Source organism: Herbidospora sakaeratensis (assembly GCF_001570525.1).
Classification (GTDB): Bacteria; Actinomycetota; Actinomycetes; order Streptosporangiales; family Streptosporangiaceae; genus Herbidospora; species Herbidospora sakaeratensis.
On the sequence record NZ_BBXC01000008.1, the window covers coordinates 837,742 to 859,328 of the forward strand.

A 21,587-nucleotide genomic window follows, 5' to 3' on the forward strand; every position below is an offset into this window, starting at 1 on the left:
CTCAGTCCGATAGACTCGTCTCACACCTTCGGGGCTATAGCGCAGCTGGTAGCGCACCTCCATGGCATGGAGGGGGTCAGGGGTTCGAATCCCCTTAGCTCCACGGGTAACGGGATGGCTCGTGGTTGTTGGCCCTTCGGGACCAACTGTCACGAGTCATTTCCCGTTTCTGCACACGGGGGGACGACCCCCCGAACCCCCCGATACGAGAGGGCTGTCGCCCCCTCGCGCTCCCCCGGCCGCTTTGCGGCCCTGCGTCGCTTTGCTCCGGGTCGCTTCGCTCCTGGCGAAGGGCTTCGCCCCTCGCGCTCCCCGATAGGGCCTCGCTCCGCTCGGACTGATCTCGCTTCGCTCGTTATTGGCTTTCAAGCCACATCCGCTCACGCTTCAGGGAGATATCTTTTATTGACGAAAGCCGCCGCGTGCAATATTTCGTCATCATCAAACCTTGCATGAACGCCTGATCGGGGGACTCTCGACCATTCCTCGTCGGGCCTACGACTCAACCTATTCCACGTCTTCATTTATGTTTTACACATAGCGATAACCTCGGACAGTTTCGCGAGCCCGTGGCCATCAACCCCCTAGAGGCTCGTAGGCGAGGTCCGATTCGTTGAGCAGAGTGAAATCAGGAAGTGCGAGGGCCTCCAGCAACCGACTCAGTGCCTCCTCTGTTGAAGGGATCCGCAGACTGAGGAGTTCGGCAAGGCGGGCACGGGACGCGTTGATATCTGCATGATCGAACTCGGTTTCCAGCGCGGCTGTGGCTGATGCCATTGCCACTGCTCCATGAGGGGAGAACGCCAGGCAGTCTCTCCAGTACGGGACACACACGATCAGTTCGAGTGTGGAGGTCAGATCGTGGCCTATCACGCCGGCCTGACCTTCCGAGTCGGCGAACAGGACGGGACGGTTGTCCGCAGCCTGGCCGCAGAGGAAGAAGGTTCCGCCGGAACCGTCACCGGCGATTGGCTCAAGGGGAGTACCGGACTCCAGGTGGACCGGCTCCACCGGATCGGTACGGGTGATGTCGAAGTCGAAAGGCCAGGCCAGTAGGGCTGCGGCATCCGGAGTGCGGTGGATGCGGTCCAGAAGGGAATCTTGGTGCGGCATGGGGGGACGGTAACAGGCTTGGGCGAGGGCCGACGCACGGAAAGATCACGTGTGGGGAGATCGCCTGTTGAGTCGACGTCATCTGGATATCAGTCCAAAAATCCGTCATGGTCTGATGCTGAACTTCACACCTCTCACGATCGTCGAGGTCCGATCGTGTTCGAGTAAGCCAGCGTTAGCTCCACTGGTGAATGGATGGCCCGTGGTTGTCGCCCCTTCGGGGCACCTGCCACGGGCCATTCACCATTTGCGCACACGGGGGGACGACCCCCCGAACCCCCCGACACGAGAGGGCTTCGCCCCCTCGCGCTCCCACTGGTCCGCTTTCGCGGCCCTGGCGTCGCTGTCGCTCCGGGTCGCTTCGCTCCTGGCGAAGGGCTCCGCCCCTCGCGCTCCCTGGACGGGCCTCGCTTCGCTCGGTTCGATCTCGCTTCGCTCGGTTACTGGGCTCAACACCGGTTCAGGCAGGGGAAGGGCGGCTCGACCCCAGCCGGACAGGTCTCGGCCGTCAGCCTTGCACCTCACCAGGAAGGTCTGAGGACTCGTCAGCTTCTCCGGAGCTCGTTCGCCCTTCGACGCACTCCAGATTCAGCGCCCGAAGCTTCTTGGCGATCTCGGTCGCATCGTCGACTTTGCCGGTGGTGACGGCAATGACCAATTCTTCAGCGGCGTCGGCATCGGTGCCCACGAGGGTCTCGCCGTTGAGTTCCAGGAAAACGACGGCGCAGGTCCAGCCCAGCCGTTTGTTGCCGTCAACCAGAGGGTGGCCGATGATCAGGCTCTGCATCAGGGCCGCTGCCTTGGTCCACACATCGGCGTACGCGTCCTGGCCGAAGACACTGGTCTGCGGGCGTAGAACGGCCGCGTGCAGGAGACCACCGTCACGCAGCCCGACCGAAGGCAGGATTTCCTCGGCGATGGCCAGAACGTCGGTCGTGGTCAGATAGACCGTCATTGGGACAGACGGCGCAGAAGTTCCGCGTCCCGCTGGGCGACTTTACGGGCGATGGCCCGCACCGCGCTCGTCTGACGGCGGGCCAAGTGCTCCTCGATCGCGATCACGATCTCGGTGTTCAGGCTGTTGCCGTCCTCTTCGGCCACGGCCCGCAGCCGACCATGAACCTCATCAGGCAGCCTCAGTCGAAGTTCCATTCCATGATGATACCTCCAAGCGGTATCAAATAGTGGGGTCACCTCGGACGCGGCGAAGTGCCGGGTTCGACCAAGCGAGCGTTAGCTCCACTGGTGAATGAATGGCCCGTGGTTGTTGCCCCTTCGGGGCACCTGCCACGGGCCATTCACCTTTTGCGCACACGGGGGGACGCCCCCCCGATACGAGAGGGCTTCGCCCCCTCGCGCTCCCTGGACTGGCCTCGCTTCGCTCGATCGTCTGGATCGAAGGTCTCCATCGGCTACACGTCAATGCTTTGGTCGGCTTTGGCGCCGGACCGGAACTCGGAGCCGAGCTTGTCTTGCTCGTAATGTGAACAACCATGTCAGGCGCAATAACTTTTGCGACCCATTTTCGGCCTGCCTATTCAACTTCATTGAGCGAGCGGAGCCCTATCGCGTCCGCGAATACTGGGTCCATTCGCTGGAGGGTCGTATATCGTAGATGGCAGGATCCGCTTTTCAGAAGTTACGGGTGGACGCCCCCTGTCCACGGTCAACTATAGCGCCCTAAGTCGTTGGGCTCTTCTTTCTCTATGGCGATTGATGGGCGCGCGGAGCCAAACAGGAGGCAACGGCTCTTCCAACGATCACGGGCTTGAGCCGGTGATACGGGCGACGGAATCGGGATGGTTGCGATCGCCACTCATGTTCGAGACGAACGATTGACGGACTTCGCAAGGGACTTGGTCATCTTCGAGGTTCCGCTGGGTTGCGGGGCGCCCCTGCACGGAGCGACATCACCGGAGGGACGGTCTCTGTCGTGTGAATTTCCGTGTGAGCTCCCCCTTTCCGCATTCGGTAATACGACGTACTCCGGCGGTGACGGCACCGTTGTACTCCTGGCGTGACAACCGTCGCATTTCCCAGGAAGGCAACAATCGTGACAATCAAGAACGGTCTCCGCGCGCTGGCAATGGGAGCTCTGCTCGCCATCCCCCTCGCGGCCGTCAGCGCCACGCCCGCGATGGCCGCCACCAATGTGGTGGCGTCCGGCGGGCAGTTGTTCGTCAGCGCGGGGTTCGCCGGCGACGACATCTCCATCAACGTCGAAGACGGTTTCCTCGTCGTCAGGAACTTCAACGACGCCATCTTCGCGGGCAGCGTCACCTGCACGAACGTCGACCCCCGCACGGTCCGGTGCGCTGGCACGGGCATCACCAAGATGCTGGTGCGCACCAACACGGGGGCCGACACGGTGCGGAACAACACCGCCCTCCCGACCCAGGCCTTTCTCGGGCCGGACGGCGACCTCTACTACGGCGGCTCGGCCCGCGACCTCGTCTCAGGCGAGGGCGGCAACGACCTCATGGACGGCAACGGGGGCAACGACGTCCTGATGGGCGACGAGGGCGGATTCGACCAGGTCTTCGGCGGTCCGGGCACCGACCTGTGCACGGCCGAGAACGAGACCACCTGCGAGGGGGACGCATAACACCGAAGGACATCGGGCTGGACCGGCTCCCCGGGTCGCCGAGGGCAGGCGGCCTCGCTTGAACCGGGCTGTCGGCCGATCTCGTCGCCGCCCCGGGGTTCGCGCGGCTCGACCCGCAGTGTGGCGTGTTCACTCCGGGCCAGACGCCATCATTCATGAGACATCTCGATCCGGCTGATCCAAGTGAACGAGCGTCAGCTCCACTCTCGGAACGGCTCGTGGTTGACGCCCTTGGGGCGGCTGTCACGAGCTGTTCCTCGTTTACACCGAGCTCGCCCCCTCGCGCTCCCCTGCGCCGCATTCGCGTCCCGGCGTCGCTCCGTTCCGAGGTCGCTCTCGCTCCCTGACAGGGCCTCGCTTCGCTCGTTATTGGGTCCCAGGTCAGGCGCGCGTTTACTCAGACGATTTGTCATGACTGACGTTTGGGACTTCGTCGTTCTCGACGTACTTACGGCCAGGCCATCGCCATGCGTTGCCGCGACGTCGGGAAAATGAAAGCATCAGTTCAGGCGGAATGATCGCTGTCCGGCGAGCGTGGACTGTTCGCGGGAGGCGACGGGCGAACTCGGCCTCGTCCTCGAAATCCCAGTCGTCGCCGTGAGGTGACGCCGGGTGCTCCGTCTCGATGCCGGGGAGCAAGGGAAACCTGCTGTGTGCTCCCTTCGACTCCGCGCGTTCATACAGGTCGTCTCGGCCGGTCGCTTTCTTATAGGCGTGGAGGGCGGCGTACTGCATCAGTTCGAACTCGGGATATTCGTCGTACGCCCACGGGTCCCGGCGGGTCTTGGTGATCCTGATCAGCCGGAAGGCTCCTCCCCTCGACCAGGACGTATGCCGGTGGCCGTGGAAGAAGAACTGTTCGAGTTCGAGGAGACGGCGGACTTGCGGGAGGTCGATCAAGGCGTCCGGGTCGTCGGCGACGGACTCGTAGGCGTTGCGGCCCAGGCTGATCAACCAGGAAACGAAATATTCGAACCCATTGGTGCCAGGCAGGCCCAGAGTCGACCAGGCCGACGCCCACATGTCGTATGAGCAGGCGCGATTGGCCATCGCGATCCATTGGCATCTGAAGTCGACCATCTCTTCGGCAGGTAGGGCGACGAGGCGATCTTCCAGAACACGAAGCCGCTCGGCGCGGTTCCTGGACTCGCGCGCGGAGTCTTCGATCAGATCCCAGAAGCCGTTGACGTCCATGAGAGGAGATTGTGCAGGAAACCCCGCGCGAAGCCGGCCCGTGGAAACGAACCACGTTTTGCGTAATCTGCGGGAATGGCCGTCCATTTCGCCCTCGAACTCCCTCGCTTCGCTCGATTGCCGTTGTGCAGGTAGATCCGAATAGCGCCGTACCCCGCCTTCGGTGCACACTGCGCGCGGGTCCGAGGTTCCGCGCGCAGCAGCACCACGATTCGCGTCACGCCCGATCGTCTACCTCGGCGGCCGCGGCGTCGTCGGCAGGCAGGCGCGCACGCCTCCTTCCGCCCCCCGGTTGAAGAAGGCGATGCGTTGCTCGGCGGAGCCGTGGTCGCCGACGTCGGTCCACGGGGTGCGGTCGCCCATGCGGCGCAGGGCGGCGCGGAGTTCGGCCACGTCGCCGTCCTCGAAGAGGAGCGTCTTCTGGGCCGCGGCGCCGAACAGTACGGCGCCGGCGAAGCAGTCGGCCTGGAGTTCCTGGGCGCGGGGTACCAGGGAGCGCTGGATCCTGGCCTGGACGGCGTGGCCCCACTCGTGGGCGATGACGAGGTAGACCCAGGCGTCACCGGAACGGTAGCCGCTGGCCATGAGGTCGAAGTCCCAGGCGATGAAGTCGCCGGGCACGCAGTAGAAGGCGTTGCCGAAGCCGGTGCGGCTACCGCCGCAGGCCGGCGGCTGCCGTACGCCCCGCCGGAAGGAGCCGAAGACCTTGGGGGGCTGATAGGCGCCGGTGAAGAAGCTGGACCAGTTGCGGGCCCAGTAAGCGTTCGTCACGTTGATCGCGGTGGTCATGTCGGCGTTGATGTCGTCGGGAACGCGCGGCGCCGCGTTCGCCGGGGCGGCTATGAGCAGGGACGATGTCAGGAGTGCGGCAAGGGCCGCCGATCGGATGCGCATGGAGGTCCCGGTGTCCGTGGGGGAATGGGACTCCATTGGAAACGACCTCGCGCAGAGGCGAATGTGGCGTTTTTCATAGATGCGCGAACGATGTCAGATGCGCATCGATGGTTTCACTACAACACGGGGAATTCGGGGCGGCGGCTGATTCGTTCGCGGACGGCGGTGGTGCCGAAACGCTGGTCGATGAGGCGTGCCGCCTCGGCCCACTGCTTCATGGTCTTCACCCCGCTCAGGGCGTTCGTGACGAAGGGGTCGCTCCATCGGGCCTTCGCGCGTTTCCACAACACGTCGGGGGGATCGCTGAGAACGTTTCCCACCGTTCCCTCGTAGATGGGCATCGCCCGCACCTCTCCGTCCGGTTCGATTTGCAGGACGTTGAAGACGATGCCGCGGGCCACCAATTCGGGGTGCATCTGCAGGATGCGGTTGTCGGTCGTGCCCACCGTCACCGAGGCGGGTGCGAGGGCTCGTAGCCGCTGGGCGTGGCCCGGGTCGTTCAACTGCTTGATCTGTTCCTCGGTGAGCAGTTCGTGTTCGTCGAATCGTGCACGGCTTGCCAGGCCTCCCGGTACGGCCGCTCCGAAGGCGACGAATCGGAGATGGCCGAACCGGGGCGCGATGGTCTCGCAGAACAGCTCCATCTGCTGGAAGTTGCTCTGCAACAGGATGCAGTCGATGCCGAAGTTGAGGGGTCGCTCCGCGCCGACCTCGTCCAGAATCGTCAGCGCGCGCATCGCGCGGGAGAACGAGCCCTGCCTGCCGCGGATGCGGTCGTGCACCTCGGGGGTCGCGCCGTCGACGCTGACCACGATCTTGTCGCAGACGTCGGCCAGTTTCCGGGCGGTGTCGTGGTCCATCAGCCAGCCGCTGGTGTAGACGGCGACCTTCAGGCCGGCGGCGGCCATGCGTTCGATGACCTGGATCAGGTTCGGGATCAGCAGCGGTTCGCCTCCGGCGATCGAGACCCCGTGCGGCCGCATGGCGGCGATGGCCTCGGCGACGCGCAGCATGCCGTCCTCGCTCAATCGTCGTGCGGGCCGCCGGCCCGACTCCGAATAGCAGTGGACGCACCGCAGCGGGCAAGCGTAGGTGATGTCCCAGATCACCTCGTCGGGGCCTTCGTGACTTTCCATTTCGTTTCTCCTTGAGCTGCAGTCGGTTGATCGCCGGGGGTGAGCAGGAAGTCCACGACCTCGTCGAGCAGGGCCCGGCCGCCCCGGCTGGTCAGCGGGTAGTGCGCTCCGCCGGCTATCTCGCGGTAGACGAACCGGCGGTTCGCCGTCAGCCGCTGTGCCAGGGCGCGCGAGTGCTCCACCGGGATGACGTGGTCCCGCTCGCCGTGGATGACCATGGTGGGCGCCTGGATCCGGGGGCCCAGGCGGAGCAGGTCTCGTGGGCCGAGGTCGTCGTCGAGGTCGGTACGGCCGCCCAGCCGGTCGAGCAGCGACCGCACTGCGGGCGAGCCGTCGGCGTACAGGCGGGAGCCCGACAGGAAGGGGCCGACCACCACGCACCTCGACCACGTCGGCGGGTCGGCGGCGGCGGCCAGCAGGGCCAGGAACGCGCCGTACGACGCGCCGAACAGCAGGGGCGCCCTGCCGACGGCGGCGGCGAGGTGGCGGATGTCGGCCAGATCGGGGCCGCCCCACTGGTCCACGATGGCGGCTCGATGCGCGGGCCCGTAGCCGGTGCTGCCGCGCTGGTTGGGCGCGATCACGCTGATTCCGGCCTGGGCGAAACGCTGGAGGGTGGGGTCGAAGCCGAGGTCCCAGGCGGCTTCGGGGCCGCCGTGCAGCGCGATGAGCACGTGTTCGGCTCGCCGCCAGTCGGGACCGTAGACGACGGCCTCCATCGTCCCGGCGGGCCCGTCGAAGCGTTCGAGCCGGGCGTCGCACCAGGGCGTGTCGTGTCCGTCCGCCCACTCCGCGACCCCGGACGGGTCGACGGCGAGCACGCCGGAGGGATGCGCGGGGGCGGAGTAGCCGAAGCGCAGCGTGTCCTTGGTCCAGGCGCTCGCGAACCCGATCACCCCTGGTGGAATCGGCTGCTCGCGCACCTGGTCGGCACGCCGCTCGTGGATCAGCAGGCGGGAACGTGCTCCGTCGGTGACCTTCAGCGCGAGCCGGTCCCCCGACGGGTCGACGGCCAGCGGCGACACGGCGCCCCTGATGTCGTTCAGTTCGCGCGGCAGGTGAACATGCGGGTCGCCGGGGGTGAGCCAGCCCAGCCGCACGCCGTCCGTGACCAGCACGTCCCCCGTCGCGGGGGACGACAGCAGGACCGCGCCCCCGTCGTGGGCGAACGGGGTCACGGCTCCGCTCGTCAGATCCAGGACGACGGCCCGGCGTTCGCCGTCGACGATCTGATCGGCCGCGAGCCGGCGGCCGTCAGGCGTGAGGCGGCACTCCTTCGTGATCATCCCCGGCAGGCCCAGGACCGGTTCGAGGCCCTCGCCGGTGAGCCGCTGGATGACCGTGTTGCCGTTCGTGTACGCCACCAGCATGGCCGCCACGTCCGGATCGGGGCTTGGAAAGGCGCGCAACCTCTCGGCTCGCACCGTGGCCACCCGATGCGCGACGTGGCCGCCGTCGGACGGGGTGATGACGGTGACCTCATGGGCGCCGGATCCGGGCCGCAGCAGGACGATCTCTCCGTCCTCCGCCGGAGTCACCTGCGCCGGTAACCCGGTCGTGGCGACCCGCCGGACGTCCGCGTGCCCCCGCTCGAACGACCACGCCTCAACGGCGATCCGGCCGTCGCCGTCGATGGTCAGGCAGGCGGCGTGGTCCCCCCGCGCGGAGAATCGCAGGCTGACTCGATGAACCATGTCGCCCCCTTCGATGGATTCAGGAGGTGCCGGTCTCTCCCGAGCGAGAGACCGGCACGATAAGAATTCCGGCTAGATCGTCGAACCCTGGTATTCACAGGTGATGATCAGACACGTCGCGAAGCACGGGTAAAGGCCCACACCCGTGGGGTCTTCAGCCGGCAGCGTGTCCAACGCCATGATGTCGATCTCCATCAGAAATCACCTCCCTCCCTGCTGAGATTCGGAACCGCGCCGCGAAAGCGGGCAACGGGGAACCATGGCCGCGGACCGCCGTGCCGCAGCCGAATGAGAAAGCACAGAACCCCGGAAAGGCCGTTGCCGAAGTAGGCGTAGCTGTCGGTGCCGGACACATCGGGGAGCACCTGGCGGCCGTTCACGTGAAAACGCCGCAGATGAGCTACTCGGACGAGCTCGTGCGCCCATTCGCGATAACGCGGATTCCCGGTGGCCTCGGCCAGGTCGAGCAGGAACTCACCACCGCCGGCCAGGCCGCAACATTGGCCGAGCATCGTCGACCATTGAGATCGGCGAATCGCCGTGGCGGCCTGGTCGAGCAGCGGGTGAATGTCTTTGTCGCCGGTCTGTCGCCACATCTGGAGCAGGAAGGCCGCCACGCCGCTCGATCCGCTGCACCAGCGGGTGTGCGGGGTTTCGTCGCCGGGGCCGACGCCCCAGTAGGCGGCGTCGTCCTCTATCCGCGCGGCCGACACGAGCGTGTCAGCCGCCTCGGCCGCGAGGTCGACGTACAGGCTGTCGTCGAGTGCCCGCCCTGCGGCGAGCAGGAAGGCCGCGATGCCCGCCGTCCCATGGGCGAAGCCGTAGTGGACGACGCCCGCCAGGGAAGAGGTGAAATCCCGCGGGATCGGCCACAGGATCTGGCCGTCTCGACGTTGGGCCGCCGTCAGGAGCGCGTCGGCCGCCGTCCGCGTCCGGGCGAGGAACTCGTCGTTTCCGGTCCTCTCCCAGAATCGCAACTGGGCGAGACCGGCCCCCGCGGTGCCGTGGCAGACGTCGGGATTGGGCCAGGCGAGGGGCACACGCAGCGCGAGGTCGGTCGCGACGTCGACCAGTCGCCGGTCGTCGAGCAGCCGGCCCGCGTCCAGCAGCGCCCACGCCGTGCCCGACCGGCCGAACTGCAGGCCGGGCAGCAGGCGGGGCTCCCATGGCACGGCACGGCGGATCCAGTTCGCCGCGACGGCGACGGCCTCCTCCAGCGCCGCGCTCGGCCGAACCTCATGAGCACGGGTGAGCACGCCCAGCACCCCGCCGGCGCCGTGCTGCACGTTGAGCGGATCGGTCGCCCGCTCCCTCGGCGAGGCCGGCCACAACCGTGCCTCGTTCTCCGGCTCCATGGTCGCGATCAGGTGATCGATCCCGTCGGCGATCAGCCCGTCGATGATCTGCTCGGGCTCCGGCGAGGCTTGAAAAGCCTGAGTTTCCTGTACGAGGCCGCGTGCGGCCGCCGGCCCGGGACGCCGCCCCGGGTCCTCGTCCATGAGCGCGAGAATGACGGCCGCCAGGCGGCGCACGACCGGATTGCCGATCGACATGTGCGCCAGCCAGTCACGCAGGCGCTCGTGCGCCGTCCGCACCTGCGGCCGCTCGGGCGCGAGCAGCGGGTCGACCCCGCCGGCCAGGTAGAACAGCGTCGCGCCCAGGCCATAGAGATCGACCCTCTGGTCGGGCGCGGGGCCCAGACCCGACACCGGCACCTGCTCGGGAGCGCCGTAGGCGGGGGTGAACGCCCGCACCGTCGTCTCGCCGGGGCGGGCGGCGACCTCCACGTCGATCAGGCGCAGGTCGCCTTCGGGCCTGACCATCACGTTGTCGGGAGTGAAATCCTGGAAGACCAGCCCGCGCCCGTGCACCGCCTCCAGCAGGTCGATCAGCCGCCCGGCCAGCCTCACCGCCTGGTCGGCCGGAGGTCCCCAGGCGACGTCGTCGGCGAATTCCAGGCGGGTCCGCACCCATTCGCGGAGGGTGACACCGGCGACCGCCTCCTGCACCAGGAACAGGTCGCCTTGTTGCTCGAACAGGCCGACCAGGCGGGGCGTCACCGCCGACGTGCCCAGCGTCTCCAGCACGGCCGCCTCACGCCGGAGCGCGTCGCGGGCGTCCCTCCCGGTCAGGTCGCCGTTGACGTGGGCCCTGGCCTGCTTGACGATCACCCGCTCGCCGGTCACCTGATCCGTGGCCCGGTAGACGCCGCCCCTGAAGGCGTGCCTGACGGCGGCGGTGACCGCGTACCGTCCACCGAGCAGGACCGCCGTGGGCGCGGCGGCCGGGCCGGCCGGCGCGGACCGGAAGGGATCGCGCGGCGCCCAGGCCGGCGGGGTGAACCACGCCTTGCGCTCGTCGAGAACCGGCTCCCCCTCGGGGTTGACCAGCATCGCCTCATACGACCCGTCGTTGCCGAGCATCGGCAGCCCGTGGAACACGCCGAACCGGTAGTGCACCAGGCTGCCCTCGCGGTAACGGCGGTCGGACAGGATGCCGGGACCCGGCAACCCCGCCGTCGCCTCGTGCAGCTCATCGGCCAGCAGGCGCAGCCGCTCCTCATCACCGTGCGGGTAGGCCGTGATGAACTTGCCGCCGCCGCCTCGGTCGAAGCGCGCCGACGTCAACTGCCGCACGGCGTCGAGGGTGTGCGCGAACTTGAACGCGCAACCGTGCCGGACCAGCACGTCGGCGGCCCGCGCCAGAACGTGGGGCGCGGACAGGACCGTCGCCGACAGGTGCAGCTTCCATCCCTGGACGGCCTGCCGTCTCGGTTCCCGGCCGGGGCGCACGGTGCACCAGAAGTCACCCGGCTCCACCCGCCATTCGACGGCTTCGTGGCGGCCGATGATGGCACGGACACAATCCTCCAGAATCGTGTCTTCAATCTTGGTCATGCTCGTTCTTCCGTCCTGTGCTGAGCGTGGACGCGCATGACGGCTCCCTCCGAGGCTGCTGGTGATCAGGCTGCGCAGGCCGGAAAGAAAGGCGTGGCGGCGTGATGAGCTGCTGGAGCACTAGTTGTAATCGGGCGTTCATGGCAAGGTCCGCGTCGTTGTGCACAATGCGCACTTTTCACCCTTTGATAGCGAGTGATTTCGCCCTGAGCCGACCATGCAGTCGCCCACGTCTCGTATGAGCAGGCGCGAATCGGAGACCTTCGTGATCAGTGCATTTTTTGTGCGCGTCGGCGAAAAAGCCGTGTCGGCCGTTTGGCCGTCACCCTGGCTGACCATTCAGCCGGCTTTCGCGTGGTTCCGAAGGCCGCCGTCACGGTGAAGATCAAGAAGATCGTCGACGGTGACACGGTCGACGTCATGTACAAGGGGCGGACCGAACGGCTGCGCATCTGGTCGGGCGCATGCGACGGCGGCACCCCTGCTCCCAAGCCCTCCCCCAAGCCGTCGCCCACGCCCTCTGGCGGAGGCGGCGGGAGCAAGCCGACCTCCAGCCCGACGCCCTCGCCGACGCCTTCAGGCGGATCGGGTGGCGACGACCCGAGGTTCGACACGTGCGCCAAGGCAAACGCGGCCGGATACGGCCCTTACCACAAGGGCACCGACCCGGAATACGCGTGGTACCAGGACCGCGACGGCGACGGCATCGTCTGCGAACGCTGAGCGGTGCCGCGCCGCAGTCACGGCCGCCGATGGTTCACGAGGCGAGCGCCTACTCCTCTGGCGAATGAACGGCTCGTGGTGGTCACCGGCACGCGGCGGTCCTCATTCGCTGCCGCGCATGGCGAACTCACCTGATCCACTGCCGGTCGCGCTGTGCGGCCCATTGAGGCAGCGTGCCGTTCATCGCGCTCGCCGCGAACGTGACCCTCTTCTCCATGTCGGCGCTCATCTCGCCTCTCGTGAAGGTCTCCCACAACCCGTCAGGTGTCGGAAACCGGTTGGCGTGGTTCGTGCCGAGTTTCCCGTCCAGGTACAGGAGAGCGCCGAGGGCGTGCGGCTGGTTGTACCGCTTCTCCGTCTGGGGAAGGTAACGATCGAGATAGGCGCACAGGATGCCCGCGTCTTCGGCCTCGCCCAACCGGGCCAGTGCCACGCAATATCCGGCGCCCGCGTACACGAGTTCGCTTTCGAGCAGCAGCACCGCCAGCCGGTCTCGGAAGAGCACCCGGCGCTCCAGCGCGATGAGCCAGGCGGCGGTGAGCCGGGCCCGCCACTCGCCGTCGAGCAGGACGCCGAGTTCATGGTCGGTGATGCGGCGGGCGTCCTTGGCGAGTGCGCGCCCGAACCTGATCGCCTCGTGGTCGGGAAAGCGCAGGAAGGCTCCCGGCAACTTCAGGTAGCGCCGGTACTCGCACCATCCCGGAACGACGAAGCGCCGCGCCAGATCGATCATCTCGTCATCCGGTGGAGACGGCATGCGCACGCGGCCATCATGCCTGATTCGTCGCGGTCGCCCGGGTGAACCGCTCCGCCACCAAACGCAGGTGCTCGACCAGCTCCGGCGGGCCCGACACCTCGAACTCCAGGTCGAGCAGCCCGAGATGCACTGCCAGGCTGGAGATGTTCTCCGCGCCCGTGTCCAGCACACACGTCCTCTCGTCGACCGCCTCCACCACCCCCACGGCCGGGTTGACGCGCTCCGTCACCACGTCGGCGGCGGCGTGCACGACGACCCGGGCCCGCCAGCGCCAGGCCGCCGACGAAACGCCCCGTGCCACGTAAGCGGCCGCACCCCCCTCAGGCGGGTCGCGCGGCGGAAAGCGCGGACCGGTCGGCGTGCGCGGCGCGAGGCGGTCGACGCGGAAGGTCCGCCAGTCGTCGCGGTCCACGTCCCAGGCCACCAGGTACCACCGCCGCCCCCACGACACGATCCGGTGGGGCTCCACCACGCGCAGGGTGCTCGACCCGTCATGGGACCGGTAGTCGAACCGCAGTCTCTCCCGGTTCCGGCACGCCGTCGCGAGGGTCGACAACACCGCCGCGTCGACGGCGGGCCCCGGACGGTCGGCGGGGACCGGCTCCGTCGACGCCCGTAACGCGTCGACCCGGTGCCGCAGGCGGGACGGCAACACCTGTTCCAGTTTGGTCAGCGCGCGGGCGGAGGTCTCCTCGATGCCCGGTACGCCGTGCCGCAGGCCGATCGCGACGGCGACGGCCTCCTCGTCGTCGAGGAGCAGGGGAGGCATGGCCGTGCCGGCGCCGAGGCGGTAGCCGCCGTCGGTGCCCCGGCTCGCGTGGACGGGGTAGCCCAGCTCGCGGAGGCGTTCGACGTCGCGGCGGACCGTGCGGTCGCTGACGCCCAGGCGGTCGGCGAGGTCGCGGCCGGGCCAGTCGCGGCGGGCCTGCAGGAGTGACAGCAGGCGCAGGAGGCGGGCCGAGGTTTCCAGCATGGACGTCACATTGCCACTCCTTCCGGACAGAGGTTGACCGGAAGTCCCCGTAGCGTGATGGTCATGAACCCCTTCCGGATCGACATCCCCCAGGCCGTTCTCGACGATCTGCACGACCGGCTCGACGCCACGCGCTGGCCCGACCAGATCCCGGGCACCGACGGGGACTACGGAGTGCCGGTGACCTACGTGAAGCGGCTGGCCGAGTACTGGCGGCACGGCTACGACTGGCGGGCATGGGAGGCGCGGCTGAACGCCCACCCGCAGTTCACGACCGAGATCGACGGGCAGAACATCCACTTCTTACACGTCCGCTCGTCGCGGGAGGACGCGCTGCCGCTGCTGCTCACCCACGGCTGGCCGGGGTCAGTCGTCGAGTACTTGGACGTCATCGGGCTGCTCACCGAGCCGCCGGCCGGGGAGCAGGCGTTCCACCTGGTGATCCCGTCGCTGCCGGGGTTCGGGTTCTCCGGTCCGACGCGGGAGCGGGGGTGGAACCGGTTCCGGACCGCGCGGGCGTGGGCCGAGCTGATGCGGCGGCTGGGATACGACCGTTACGGCACCGCCGGGAACGACGCCGGGTCGCTCGTCGCGCCGGAGCAGGGCCGGGTCGACCCCGAGCACGTCGTGGGCGTGCACGTCACGCAGATCTACTCCTTCCCGTCGGGCGACCCCGCGGAGTTCGCGAAGATCACGCCGGAGGACCAGGAAGCGCTGAAGGTCCTCTCGTGGTTCCGTGACAACAAGATGGCGTTCAGCACCCTGCATTCGCAGCAGCCGCAGACGCTCTCCTACGCCATCACCGACTCCCCGGCCGGGCTGCTCGGCTGGCACGCCCAGCTCCTGGGGGAGGATCTCGACCCCGACTTCGTGCTGACCAACGTCATGCTCTACTGGCTGACCGGCACCGCCACGTCGGCCACCCGCTTCTACTACGAGGACGCCAGGGCCGAGGCGCCGGCCGGGCCGACCACGGCGCCGATCGGGGTGGCGATGTTCAAGGGCGACTTCGTGTCGATGCGCACCTTCGCCGAGCGCGACCACACGAACATCCGGGCGTGGCGCTCCCACGACGAGCCCGCCGGGCACTACGCGGCGCACCTGGCGCCGGAGGTGCTCGTCCAGGACCTTCGGGACTTCTTTCGGGAAGATCACAACTTTCGCTGATTCGCGCAAAAGACCCTGGGCAAGTTGACGATCTAGCTCTATATTACGGCGCAGAGCAGCATTAATACGGCTGTGTTACGGCCGTCACCCCCCTGCGCCGCCCTGACCGCGGCTCCCTCATCGAGATGGGACTGGCCATGCGGAAAATACCCCTCTTATCCGTCTCAGTGCTCACAGCGCTCTCCTGTCTCGTCGTGCCCGCCCAGGCCCAGGCGGCGGTGCCGCCGCAGCAGCCGGGCGTGACCCTGCGCACGTACGACGTCCAGGTCGAGCTGAACAAGCTCTGCACGCTCAAGCCCGGTCAGACGCCCAACGTCGACAAGCTGATGCCCACGATCGACTGGACGTCGGACGCCGACTTCGGCCTCGTCGACATGTTCGTCACCGAGGTCGTCGGCAATATCAACATCGCCACCGCCGGGTCCTACGACTTCCGGCTGACCAGCGACGACGGCTCCCGGCTGCGCATCGACGACACGGTCGTGATCACCAACGACGGGCGGCACGGCGCGATCGCCGTGGACGGCACGATCAACCTGACCACCGGCTACCACGCGCTGCGCGTCGACCACTTCGAGCACCTCTACGGCCAGCAGCTCAAGCTGGAGTGGAAGCCCCCGGGCGCCTCGCAGTTCACCCTCGTGCCGAACTCGGTGCTGAGCACCGACGCCGACGTCGTGCGGGTCACCGGCCCCGGGCGCAAGGAGTGCGAGAGCGGCGCCGACTCCCCCGGCGACGGGCTGCCGCTGACCTCCGTCCACCCCGACTTCGCGCTCACCGACCTGCGGCCCGCCGGCTTCGAGCCGCAGGTCTCGGCCATGGACTGGCTGCCCGACGGCCGGCTGGCCATCGCCACCTGGGGCGGCTCGAACAACCGGCTCGGCGAGGTCTACCTGCTCGGCAACGTCACCGGCGCGACCTCGGCCGCCCAGGTGACCACCAAGAAGATCGCCAGCGGGCTGCAGGAGCCCATGGGCCTCAAGTACGTCGACGGCAAGATCTACGTGTCGGAGAAGTCCCGGCTGGTGGAGCTCAACGACACCAACGGCGACGAGGTCGCCGACAACCTCCGGACCGTCGCGACCTGGCCGTTCGGCGGCAACTTCCACGAGTTCGCGTTCGGGCTGCTCTACCGCGACGGGTACTTCTACCTGAACCTGTCGGTCGCCATCAACTACGGCGGCGCGACCACCGACCCGCAGCCGGCGGCCGACCGGGGCACCACCATCAAGGTCAACAAGGACACCGGCGCGATCGAGTACGTCGCTGGTGGTCTGCGCACCCCGAACGGGCTCGCCTTCGGTCCGGGCGAGGACCTGTTCGTCATGGACAACCAGGGCGGCTGGTTGCCGGCCTCGAAGCTGGTGCACGTCAAGCCGGGCCGGTTCTTCAACCACTACACCAACCCCGACGGCCGGTTCGACAACAACGTCGTCACCAAGCCGGTGCTCTGGCTGCCGCACAACGAGATCGCCAACTCCCCCAGCACGCCGCTGCTGCTGAAGCAGGGCCGGTTCGCGGGACAGCTGCTCTTCGGTGACGTCACCTACGGCGGCATCCAGCGCGGCTACCTGGAGAAGGTCGACGGCGAGTACCAGGGCGCGGTCTTCCGGCTCACCCAGGGCCTCGAAGCGGGCGTCAACCGGATCAGCCTCGGCCCCGACGGCGCGATCTACGCCGGCGGCCTCGGCGCGGGCGGCAACTGGGGCCAGGAGGGCAAGCTCACCTACGGCCTGCAGAAGCTGACCCCGGTCGACGACAAGGCGTTCGACATCCTGCGCATGCGCGCCATCGCGGGCGGCTTCGAGCTGGAGTACACCCAGCCCCTCTCCGAGGCGACCGCCACGTCGCTGGCGGCCAAGTACCAGATCACCCAGTGGCGCTACGCCGCGTCCTCCACCTACGGCGGCCCCAAGGTCGACGAGGAGCCGCTGACCGTCACCTCCGCGGACCTCTCCGACGACGGCAAGAAGGTCACGCTGAAGATCGCGGGTCTCAAGGCCGACCGCGTCGTGCACCTGCGCTCGCCGCGCCCGTTCGCCTCGGCGTCGGGACAGCCGCTCTGGAGCACCGAGGCCTGGTACACCCTGAACACGCTGGTCGACGGCCCGCAGACCGACACCGTCTACGAGGCCGAGAGCGCCTCGCACAGCGGCGGCGCGAACCTGGCCACCGACCACCTGAGCTACACGGGCAGCGGCTTCGTCGCCGGCTACGGGACCCAGGGCGCGGCCACGCAGTTCGCCGTCACCGTGCCCCGGCCCGGCACCTACCACGTCGGCCTGCGCTACTCCAACGGCCCGAACCCGGCCCCCGGCAACAAGTCGGTCAGCGTGTACGTCAACGGCACGAAGATCCGGCAGGTGCCGCTGCCCAGCACGGTGACGTGGGAGCAGTGGGCCACCCGGGTCGAGCCGCTGCAGCTGAACGAGGGCGTCAACCTCATCACGTACAAGGTCGACGCCGGTGACACCGGCCACGTCAACCTCGACTCGCTCACCGTGGCCGCGCAGCGCGTCTTCGAGGCCGAGAACGCCACCCTGGCGGGCGGCGCGAAGGCGAACACGAACCACCCGGGCTACACCTACAAGGGCTTCGTCGACGGCTACTGGAACCAGGGCGCGAGCACCTCGTTCTCGGTGTGGTCGGACACCACCGGCCCGCACAACGTCAGCCTCCGCTACGCGGCCGACACGGTCCGGTCGTTGAGCGTGTACGTCAACGGCGTCAAGGTCCGGCAGACGCGCCTGGCCTCCAGCGGCGGCTGGGACAGGTGGGCCGTCCAGACCGAGCGGCTCAACCTGAACCGGGGCACCAACGAGATCACCTACCGGTTCGACGCCGGCGACGGCGGCAACGTCAACCTCGACCACGTCTCGGTCTCGCTCGCGCAGCGCATCACGCTGTTCGACGGCACCAGCCTGGCGGCGTGGGAGAAGCGGGCCGGCGGCGCGGCGACGTGGCCGATCGCGAACGGCTCCGTCGAGTCGCTCGGCGGCGACATCCGCACCCGGCAGACGTTCGGCGACTTCACGCTGCACGTCGAGTGGCTGACGCCCGACTACCCGGCGAACGTGACCGGGCAGCAGCGCGGCAACAGCGGCATCTTCCTGCAGGAACGCTACGAGGTGCAGGTCCTGGAGTCGTCGGGTGACCCGGCGCCCCTGATCAACGGGGCGGGCGCGATCTACAACAAGCGCGCGGCCGACAGCAACAGGGCCACCGCCCCCGGCACGTGGCAGACCTACGACATCACCTACCGCGCGCCCCGCTACACCAGCACGGGGGTGAAGGTCGACAACGCCCGCGTGACGGTCGTCTGGAACGGCCAGGTCGTGCACAACGACGTGTCGATCGACGGCGGCACGGGCGACAACATCGCCGAGAGCGTGGCGTCGGCGGGCATCCGCCTGCAGGACCACGGCGACGCCGGCGAGAACCCCCGTTTCCGCAACGTGTGGATCGAGCCCGTCTCGTAACACACACCCGAGAAGGGGTTCCGGCGCCGATCCGGAACCCCTTGTCTCGCGGAGGACCGCGGACGGCCCGGGAGTGGCCGTCCGCGGCCTCAGTGGAGGCGCCGCGTCAGCTGCGCAGGCTCCACTGCTGGTTGGGTCCGCCGTTGCAGGACCACAGGATGATCCGGGTGCCGTTGGCCGTGCCGCCGCCGGAGGCGTCCAGGCACAGGCCCGACTGCACGCCGGTGATCGTCCCGTTCGCGTTGACGTTCCACTGCTGGTTCGTCTGGCCGTTGCAGTCCCAGATGATCACCTGGGTGCCGTTGGCCGTGCCCTGACCGGAGGCGTCGAGGCACTTGTTGCCGTAGACCTGCAGCTGCTTGCCCGAGGTGTGCGTGAACCGCTGGTTGGTGCCGCTGCCGCAGTCGTACAGCTGGGCCTGGGCGTTGTTGGCGGTCGAGCCGCCGGCGATGTCGACGCAGCGGTTCGACTGGCCGCCGACGATCTGCTGGCCGCCGCCGCTGTTCCCGCCGCCGCCCTGCCTGACGAGGGACACCGACGCCGCCGAGCGGTTGCCCTGGGCGTCCACGACGAAGAGACGGTACTCGCCGTTGGTGGTCGGGACGGCGATGGACGTCGCGGTGCCGCCCGCCCTGGTCATCGTGGCGCCGGCGGTGAAGGACGTCGTGCCGTTGGGAGCCAGCCAGACCGACTTCGACGAGTCGCCGGTGCTGCGGATCGGGATCGAGGTCTGGCCGCTGCTGGTGTACGTGCTGGCGGGCAGCACGTAGTCGGGCAGCGACAGGTTGCTCTGCGGGATGACGCTCCGGTAGGCGTCCTCGAGGCCGGAGTTCACCGCGATGCCGTAGGCCGGGGTCGGCCAGACGTAGTCGGACGACACGATGATGTCGTGCACCGTGCTGTTCGGCAGGACCTTGTTGGAGACCTTGTTGATCGGCCCGTAGGTCTGCGTGATGCTCAGGTCGTGCTTGCGGCCCCAGTCGTCGGAGTTGACGAGCCACGTGATGTTCTTGTCGACGCTGAGGACGTTGTCGCGGAACACCATGTTGCCCGAGCCCTCGTCGGGGTGGAGCCCGTACTTGTGGCCTGAGGGCACGCCCTGCATGTAGTTGTTGGTGATCGTGGTGCCGGGCTGGTTGCCCAGCGTGTAGACGGGCGCGGTGTCGCTGAGGCGCTGGACCGTGTCGACGAAGTGGTTGTGGCTGATGGTGTTGTTCTTCGCCACGGTGGTCGGCACGTTGGGCCGGATCGAGCCGGACGACCCGTCGAAGTTCCACCAGCCCCAGCCGAGCGTGACGCCCGACCACGGGGCCTTCTCGATGCGGTTGCGCTGGATCGACAGCGTGTCGGCGAAGTAGGCCGAGATGGGGCTGTGACCCCAGAACAGCACCGCGCTGTCGTAGAGGTAGTTGTTCTTGATCTCGATGTTCTTCGGCGCGCCCTCGACCGCGGTGGTGTATTTCTCGCGGTTGGACGAGGTGTAGTCGCCGATGTAGACGTGCTGCGGGTGGCCCACGGTGATCGCCGAGCCGGCGATGTCGTTCGTGTAGTTCCCGATCAGCTGCGAGTTCACCACGTCGTTGACCATGTTGATGCCGTCGACGCCGGTGTGCTGGATGCGGTTGCCCTGCAGCAGCAGGCCGTCGGCGTTGTCGATCTGGATGATGCCGGGCGCGGTGTCCACGTTGCGGTAGGTGTAGGCGTGGAAGTTCTGCTTCGCGTAGGCGAGCGCGCCGAGGTTGCCCTGCTGGGCCTGCTTGAGCACCGAGCCGGCCACGTTGAACAGGTTCCAGTCGGAGTGCTGGACCGTCAGGCCGGTGAAGGTGATGTTGCGGGCGCGGGCGCTCGTGGAGCTGCCGGCGACCTTGATGAGGGTCGTCACGTTGTTGGGCGCGAAGACCGTCGCGGTCGACATGTTCTCCGAACCGGCCTTGTAGTAGTAGAGCGTCTTCGTCGTCTTGTCGAAGAAGAACTCACCGGCCGTGTCGAGGAACTCGTAGGCGTTCATGAGCTTGTGGGTGCCGCCGACCTGGGCGTTGCCGTTGAAGGCGCCCTGGGCGATGGCCGCGCCCGGCTGCTGGAACGTCGCGATGCGGTTGGAGCCGTCGGAGGTGACCGTGCGGACGCCGACGATGGCGGTGGTCCAGGTCGTGCCGGTCTCGATCTCGATGTCGTCCTGGTTGCTCGCGACGGCCGGGAAGTCGTTCAGGCTGTACCGGGACCCCGCGCACTGCGAACCCGACTCCCACGCCCACGACGCCTGGCCGGCCGTGACGTTGTAGGTGCCGGTGCACCCGCCGGAGTTGACGGTCTTCGTGGCCATGAACGCGCGCTTGTCGTTGACGTACAGCGCGCGGAGCTTGTTGTTGCGGTTCAGCGGCGCCTTCCAGATGTTGCCGCTGTGCTGCGTCCACCCCGTGACCTGGACGCCGCCGGTCAGGACCGGCGTCTCGTTCGGGTAGGCGGAGTAGACGACCCGGAAGCCGTTCGTGCCGGAGTCGGCCGTCGTGAAGTCGATCGTGCTGCCGATCGAGTACGTCCCGCCGCGCAGGTAGACGTAGATGTCGCCGGTCATGTTGCCGTTCACGGTGCGGACGACGTCCCTGGCCTTCTGCACGGTCTTGAACGGTGCTGCGAGCGTTCCGGGGTTGGCGTCGTTGCCGTCGGGGGCGACGTAGTAGGTGGCCTGGGTCGCCGCCGAGGCGACCCCGCCCGCCAGGCTCGGGAGCACGACGGCGGCGACGAACACCGCGAGCGCTGCCAACACCTTCCCGGTGGTGGATAAGACTGACTTCACGCTCTTTTCCTTTCGCTGGTTCATCATCTGTCGCGAGGTCGTCCGCCCCGTGCCACGCCGACGAAGACCAAACGTATGACGTATGCCGACTGACGTCTGAGGTAATGTTGCACCAACAGGGGTGTCTGGCAACAGTGGGCAATCCGGGGGCCGCCGTG

At 67.9% G+C, this 21,587-nt stretch carries 16 protein-coding genes and 1 tRNA gene; 5 read left to right on the plus strand and 12 right to left on the minus strand.

From position 1 onward, the window contains the following. Positions 1–30: 30 nt before the first annotated feature. Positions 31–103, plus strand: a tRNA-Ala gene (locus AW271_RS09575). Between the two features lie 473 nt (positions 104–576). On the opposite strand, the gene AW271_RS09580 is transcribed toward AW271_RS09575, so the two are convergent. The 3 genes from AW271_RS09580 to AW271_RS09590 form a co-directional block, all read right to left on the minus strand. Further along, positions 577–1,113: a hypothetical protein gene (locus AW271_RS09580; RefSeq protein WP_062335042.1), complete on the minus strand. Its 537-nt coding sequence runs from the start codon at positions 1,111–1,113 to the stop codon at positions 577–579. A 508-nt stretch (positions 1,114–1,621) separates the two neighbouring features. Continuing rightward, positions 1,622–2,068, minus strand: a complete 447-nt coding sequence (locus AW271_RS09585) for a type II toxin-antitoxin system death-on-curing family toxin (protein ID WP_063817922.1) — start codon at positions 2,066–2,068, stop codon at positions 1,622–1,624. Continuing rightward, entirely contained in the window at positions 2,065–2,265 is a 201-nt protein-coding gene (locus tag AW271_RS09590) for an Arc family DNA-binding protein (protein ID WP_062335044.1), read from the minus strand. The genes AW271_RS09585 and AW271_RS09590 overlap by 4 nt, the downstream gene beginning before the upstream one ends. A 901-nt stretch (positions 2,266–3,166) precedes the next feature. Here AW271_RS09590 and AW271_RS09595 point away from each other — a divergent pair. Beyond that, entirely contained in the window at positions 3,167–3,718 is a 552-nt protein-coding gene (locus tag AW271_RS09595; protein WP_157553995.1) for a hypothetical protein, read from the plus strand. 393 nt (positions 3,719–4,111) lie between these two features. On the opposite strand, the gene AW271_RS09600 is transcribed toward AW271_RS09595, so the two are convergent. From AW271_RS09600 to lanL, 6 genes are all read right to left on the minus strand, one after another. Further along, the gene (locus tag AW271_RS09600) at positions 4,112–4,912 is read right to left on the minus strand and encodes a DUF4240 domain-containing protein (protein WP_062335047.1); all 801 of its coding nucleotides are present in this window, start codon (positions 4,910–4,912) and stop codon (positions 4,112–4,114) included. Between the two features lie 231 nt (positions 4,913–5,143). Beyond that, positions 5,144–5,701: a neutral zinc metallopeptidase gene (locus AW271_RS09605; protein WP_157553996.1), complete on the minus strand. Its 558-nt coding sequence runs from the start codon at positions 5,699–5,701 to the stop codon at positions 5,144–5,146. Positions 5,702–5,922: 221 nt separating this feature from the next. Further along, positions 5,923–6,942, minus strand: coding sequence for a radical SAM protein (locus AW271_RS09610; protein WP_063817923.1), 1,020 nt, complete (start codon positions 6,940–6,942; stop codon positions 5,923–5,925). Then, on the minus strand, positions 6,912–8,636 hold the full coding sequence (locus AW271_RS09615) for an alpha/beta hydrolase family protein (protein ID WP_062335051.1): 1,725 nt from the start codon (positions 8,634–8,636) through the stop codon (positions 6,912–6,914). The genes AW271_RS09610 and AW271_RS09615 overlap by 31 nt, the downstream gene beginning before the upstream one ends. 72 nt (positions 8,637–8,708) lie before the next feature. Further along, positions 8,709–8,831 carry an ALQxL family class IV lanthipeptide gene (locus AW271_RS41425; RefSeq protein WP_218008001.1) on the minus strand — a complete coding sequence of 41 codons (123 nt, stop codon included), beginning with the start codon at positions 8,829–8,831 and terminating at the stop codon, positions 8,709–8,711. Beyond that, positions 8,831–11,533, minus strand: coding sequence for a class IV lanthionine synthetase LanL (lanL, locus tag AW271_RS09620; protein WP_062335052.1), 2,703 nt, complete (start codon positions 11,531–11,533; stop codon positions 8,831–8,833). Before lanL ends, AW271_RS41425 begins: the two co-directional genes overlap by 1 nt. 354 nt (positions 11,534–11,887) lie before the next feature. Between lanL and AW271_RS09625 the strand changes: the two genes are divergently transcribed. Next, complete coding sequence (locus tag AW271_RS09625; protein WP_062335054.1) at positions 11,888–12,256, plus strand: excalibur calcium-binding domain-containing protein; 369 nt, start codon at positions 11,888–11,890, stop codon at positions 12,254–12,256. A gap of 127 nt (positions 12,257–12,383) precedes the next feature. Here the strand turns inward: AW271_RS09625 and AW271_RS09630 are convergent, their stop codons facing one another. Together AW271_RS09630 and AW271_RS09635 are read right to left on the minus strand one after the other, a co-directional pair. After that, positions 12,384–12,989, minus strand: coding sequence for a DUF6000 family protein (locus tag AW271_RS09630; RefSeq protein ID WP_062335055.1), 606 nt, complete (start codon positions 12,987–12,989; stop codon positions 12,384–12,386). A gap of 37 nt (positions 12,990–13,026) precedes the next feature. Continuing rightward, positions 13,027–13,986, minus strand: a complete 960-nt coding sequence (locus AW271_RS09635) for a helix-turn-helix transcriptional regulator (RefSeq protein ID WP_062335057.1) — start codon at positions 13,984–13,986, stop codon at positions 13,027–13,029. A gap of 63 nt (positions 13,987–14,049) precedes the next feature. Here AW271_RS09635 and AW271_RS09640 point away from each other — a divergent pair, with 63 nt between their 5' ends. Both AW271_RS09640 and AW271_RS09645 read left to right on the plus strand, forming a co-directional pair. Then, positions 14,050–15,153, plus strand: a complete 1,104-nt coding sequence (locus tag AW271_RS09640; protein ID WP_218008002.1) for an epoxide hydrolase family protein — start codon at positions 14,050–14,052, stop codon at positions 15,151–15,153. Positions 15,154–15,320: 167 nt separating this feature from the next. Beyond that, positions 15,321–18,632, plus strand: coding sequence for a 3-keto-alpha-glucoside-1,2-lyase-like domain-containing protein (locus AW271_RS09645; protein ID WP_218008003.1), 3,312 nt, complete (start codon positions 15,321–15,323; stop codon positions 18,630–18,632). Positions 18,633–18,738: 106 nt separating this feature from the next. On the opposite strand, the gene AW271_RS09650 is transcribed toward AW271_RS09645, so the two are convergent. Next, on the minus strand, positions 18,739–21,429 hold the full coding sequence (locus tag AW271_RS09650; RefSeq protein ID WP_062335063.1) for an RICIN domain-containing protein: 2,691 nt from the start codon (positions 21,427–21,429) through the stop codon (positions 18,739–18,741). Between the last annotated feature and the right edge of the window lie 158 nt (positions 21,430–21,587).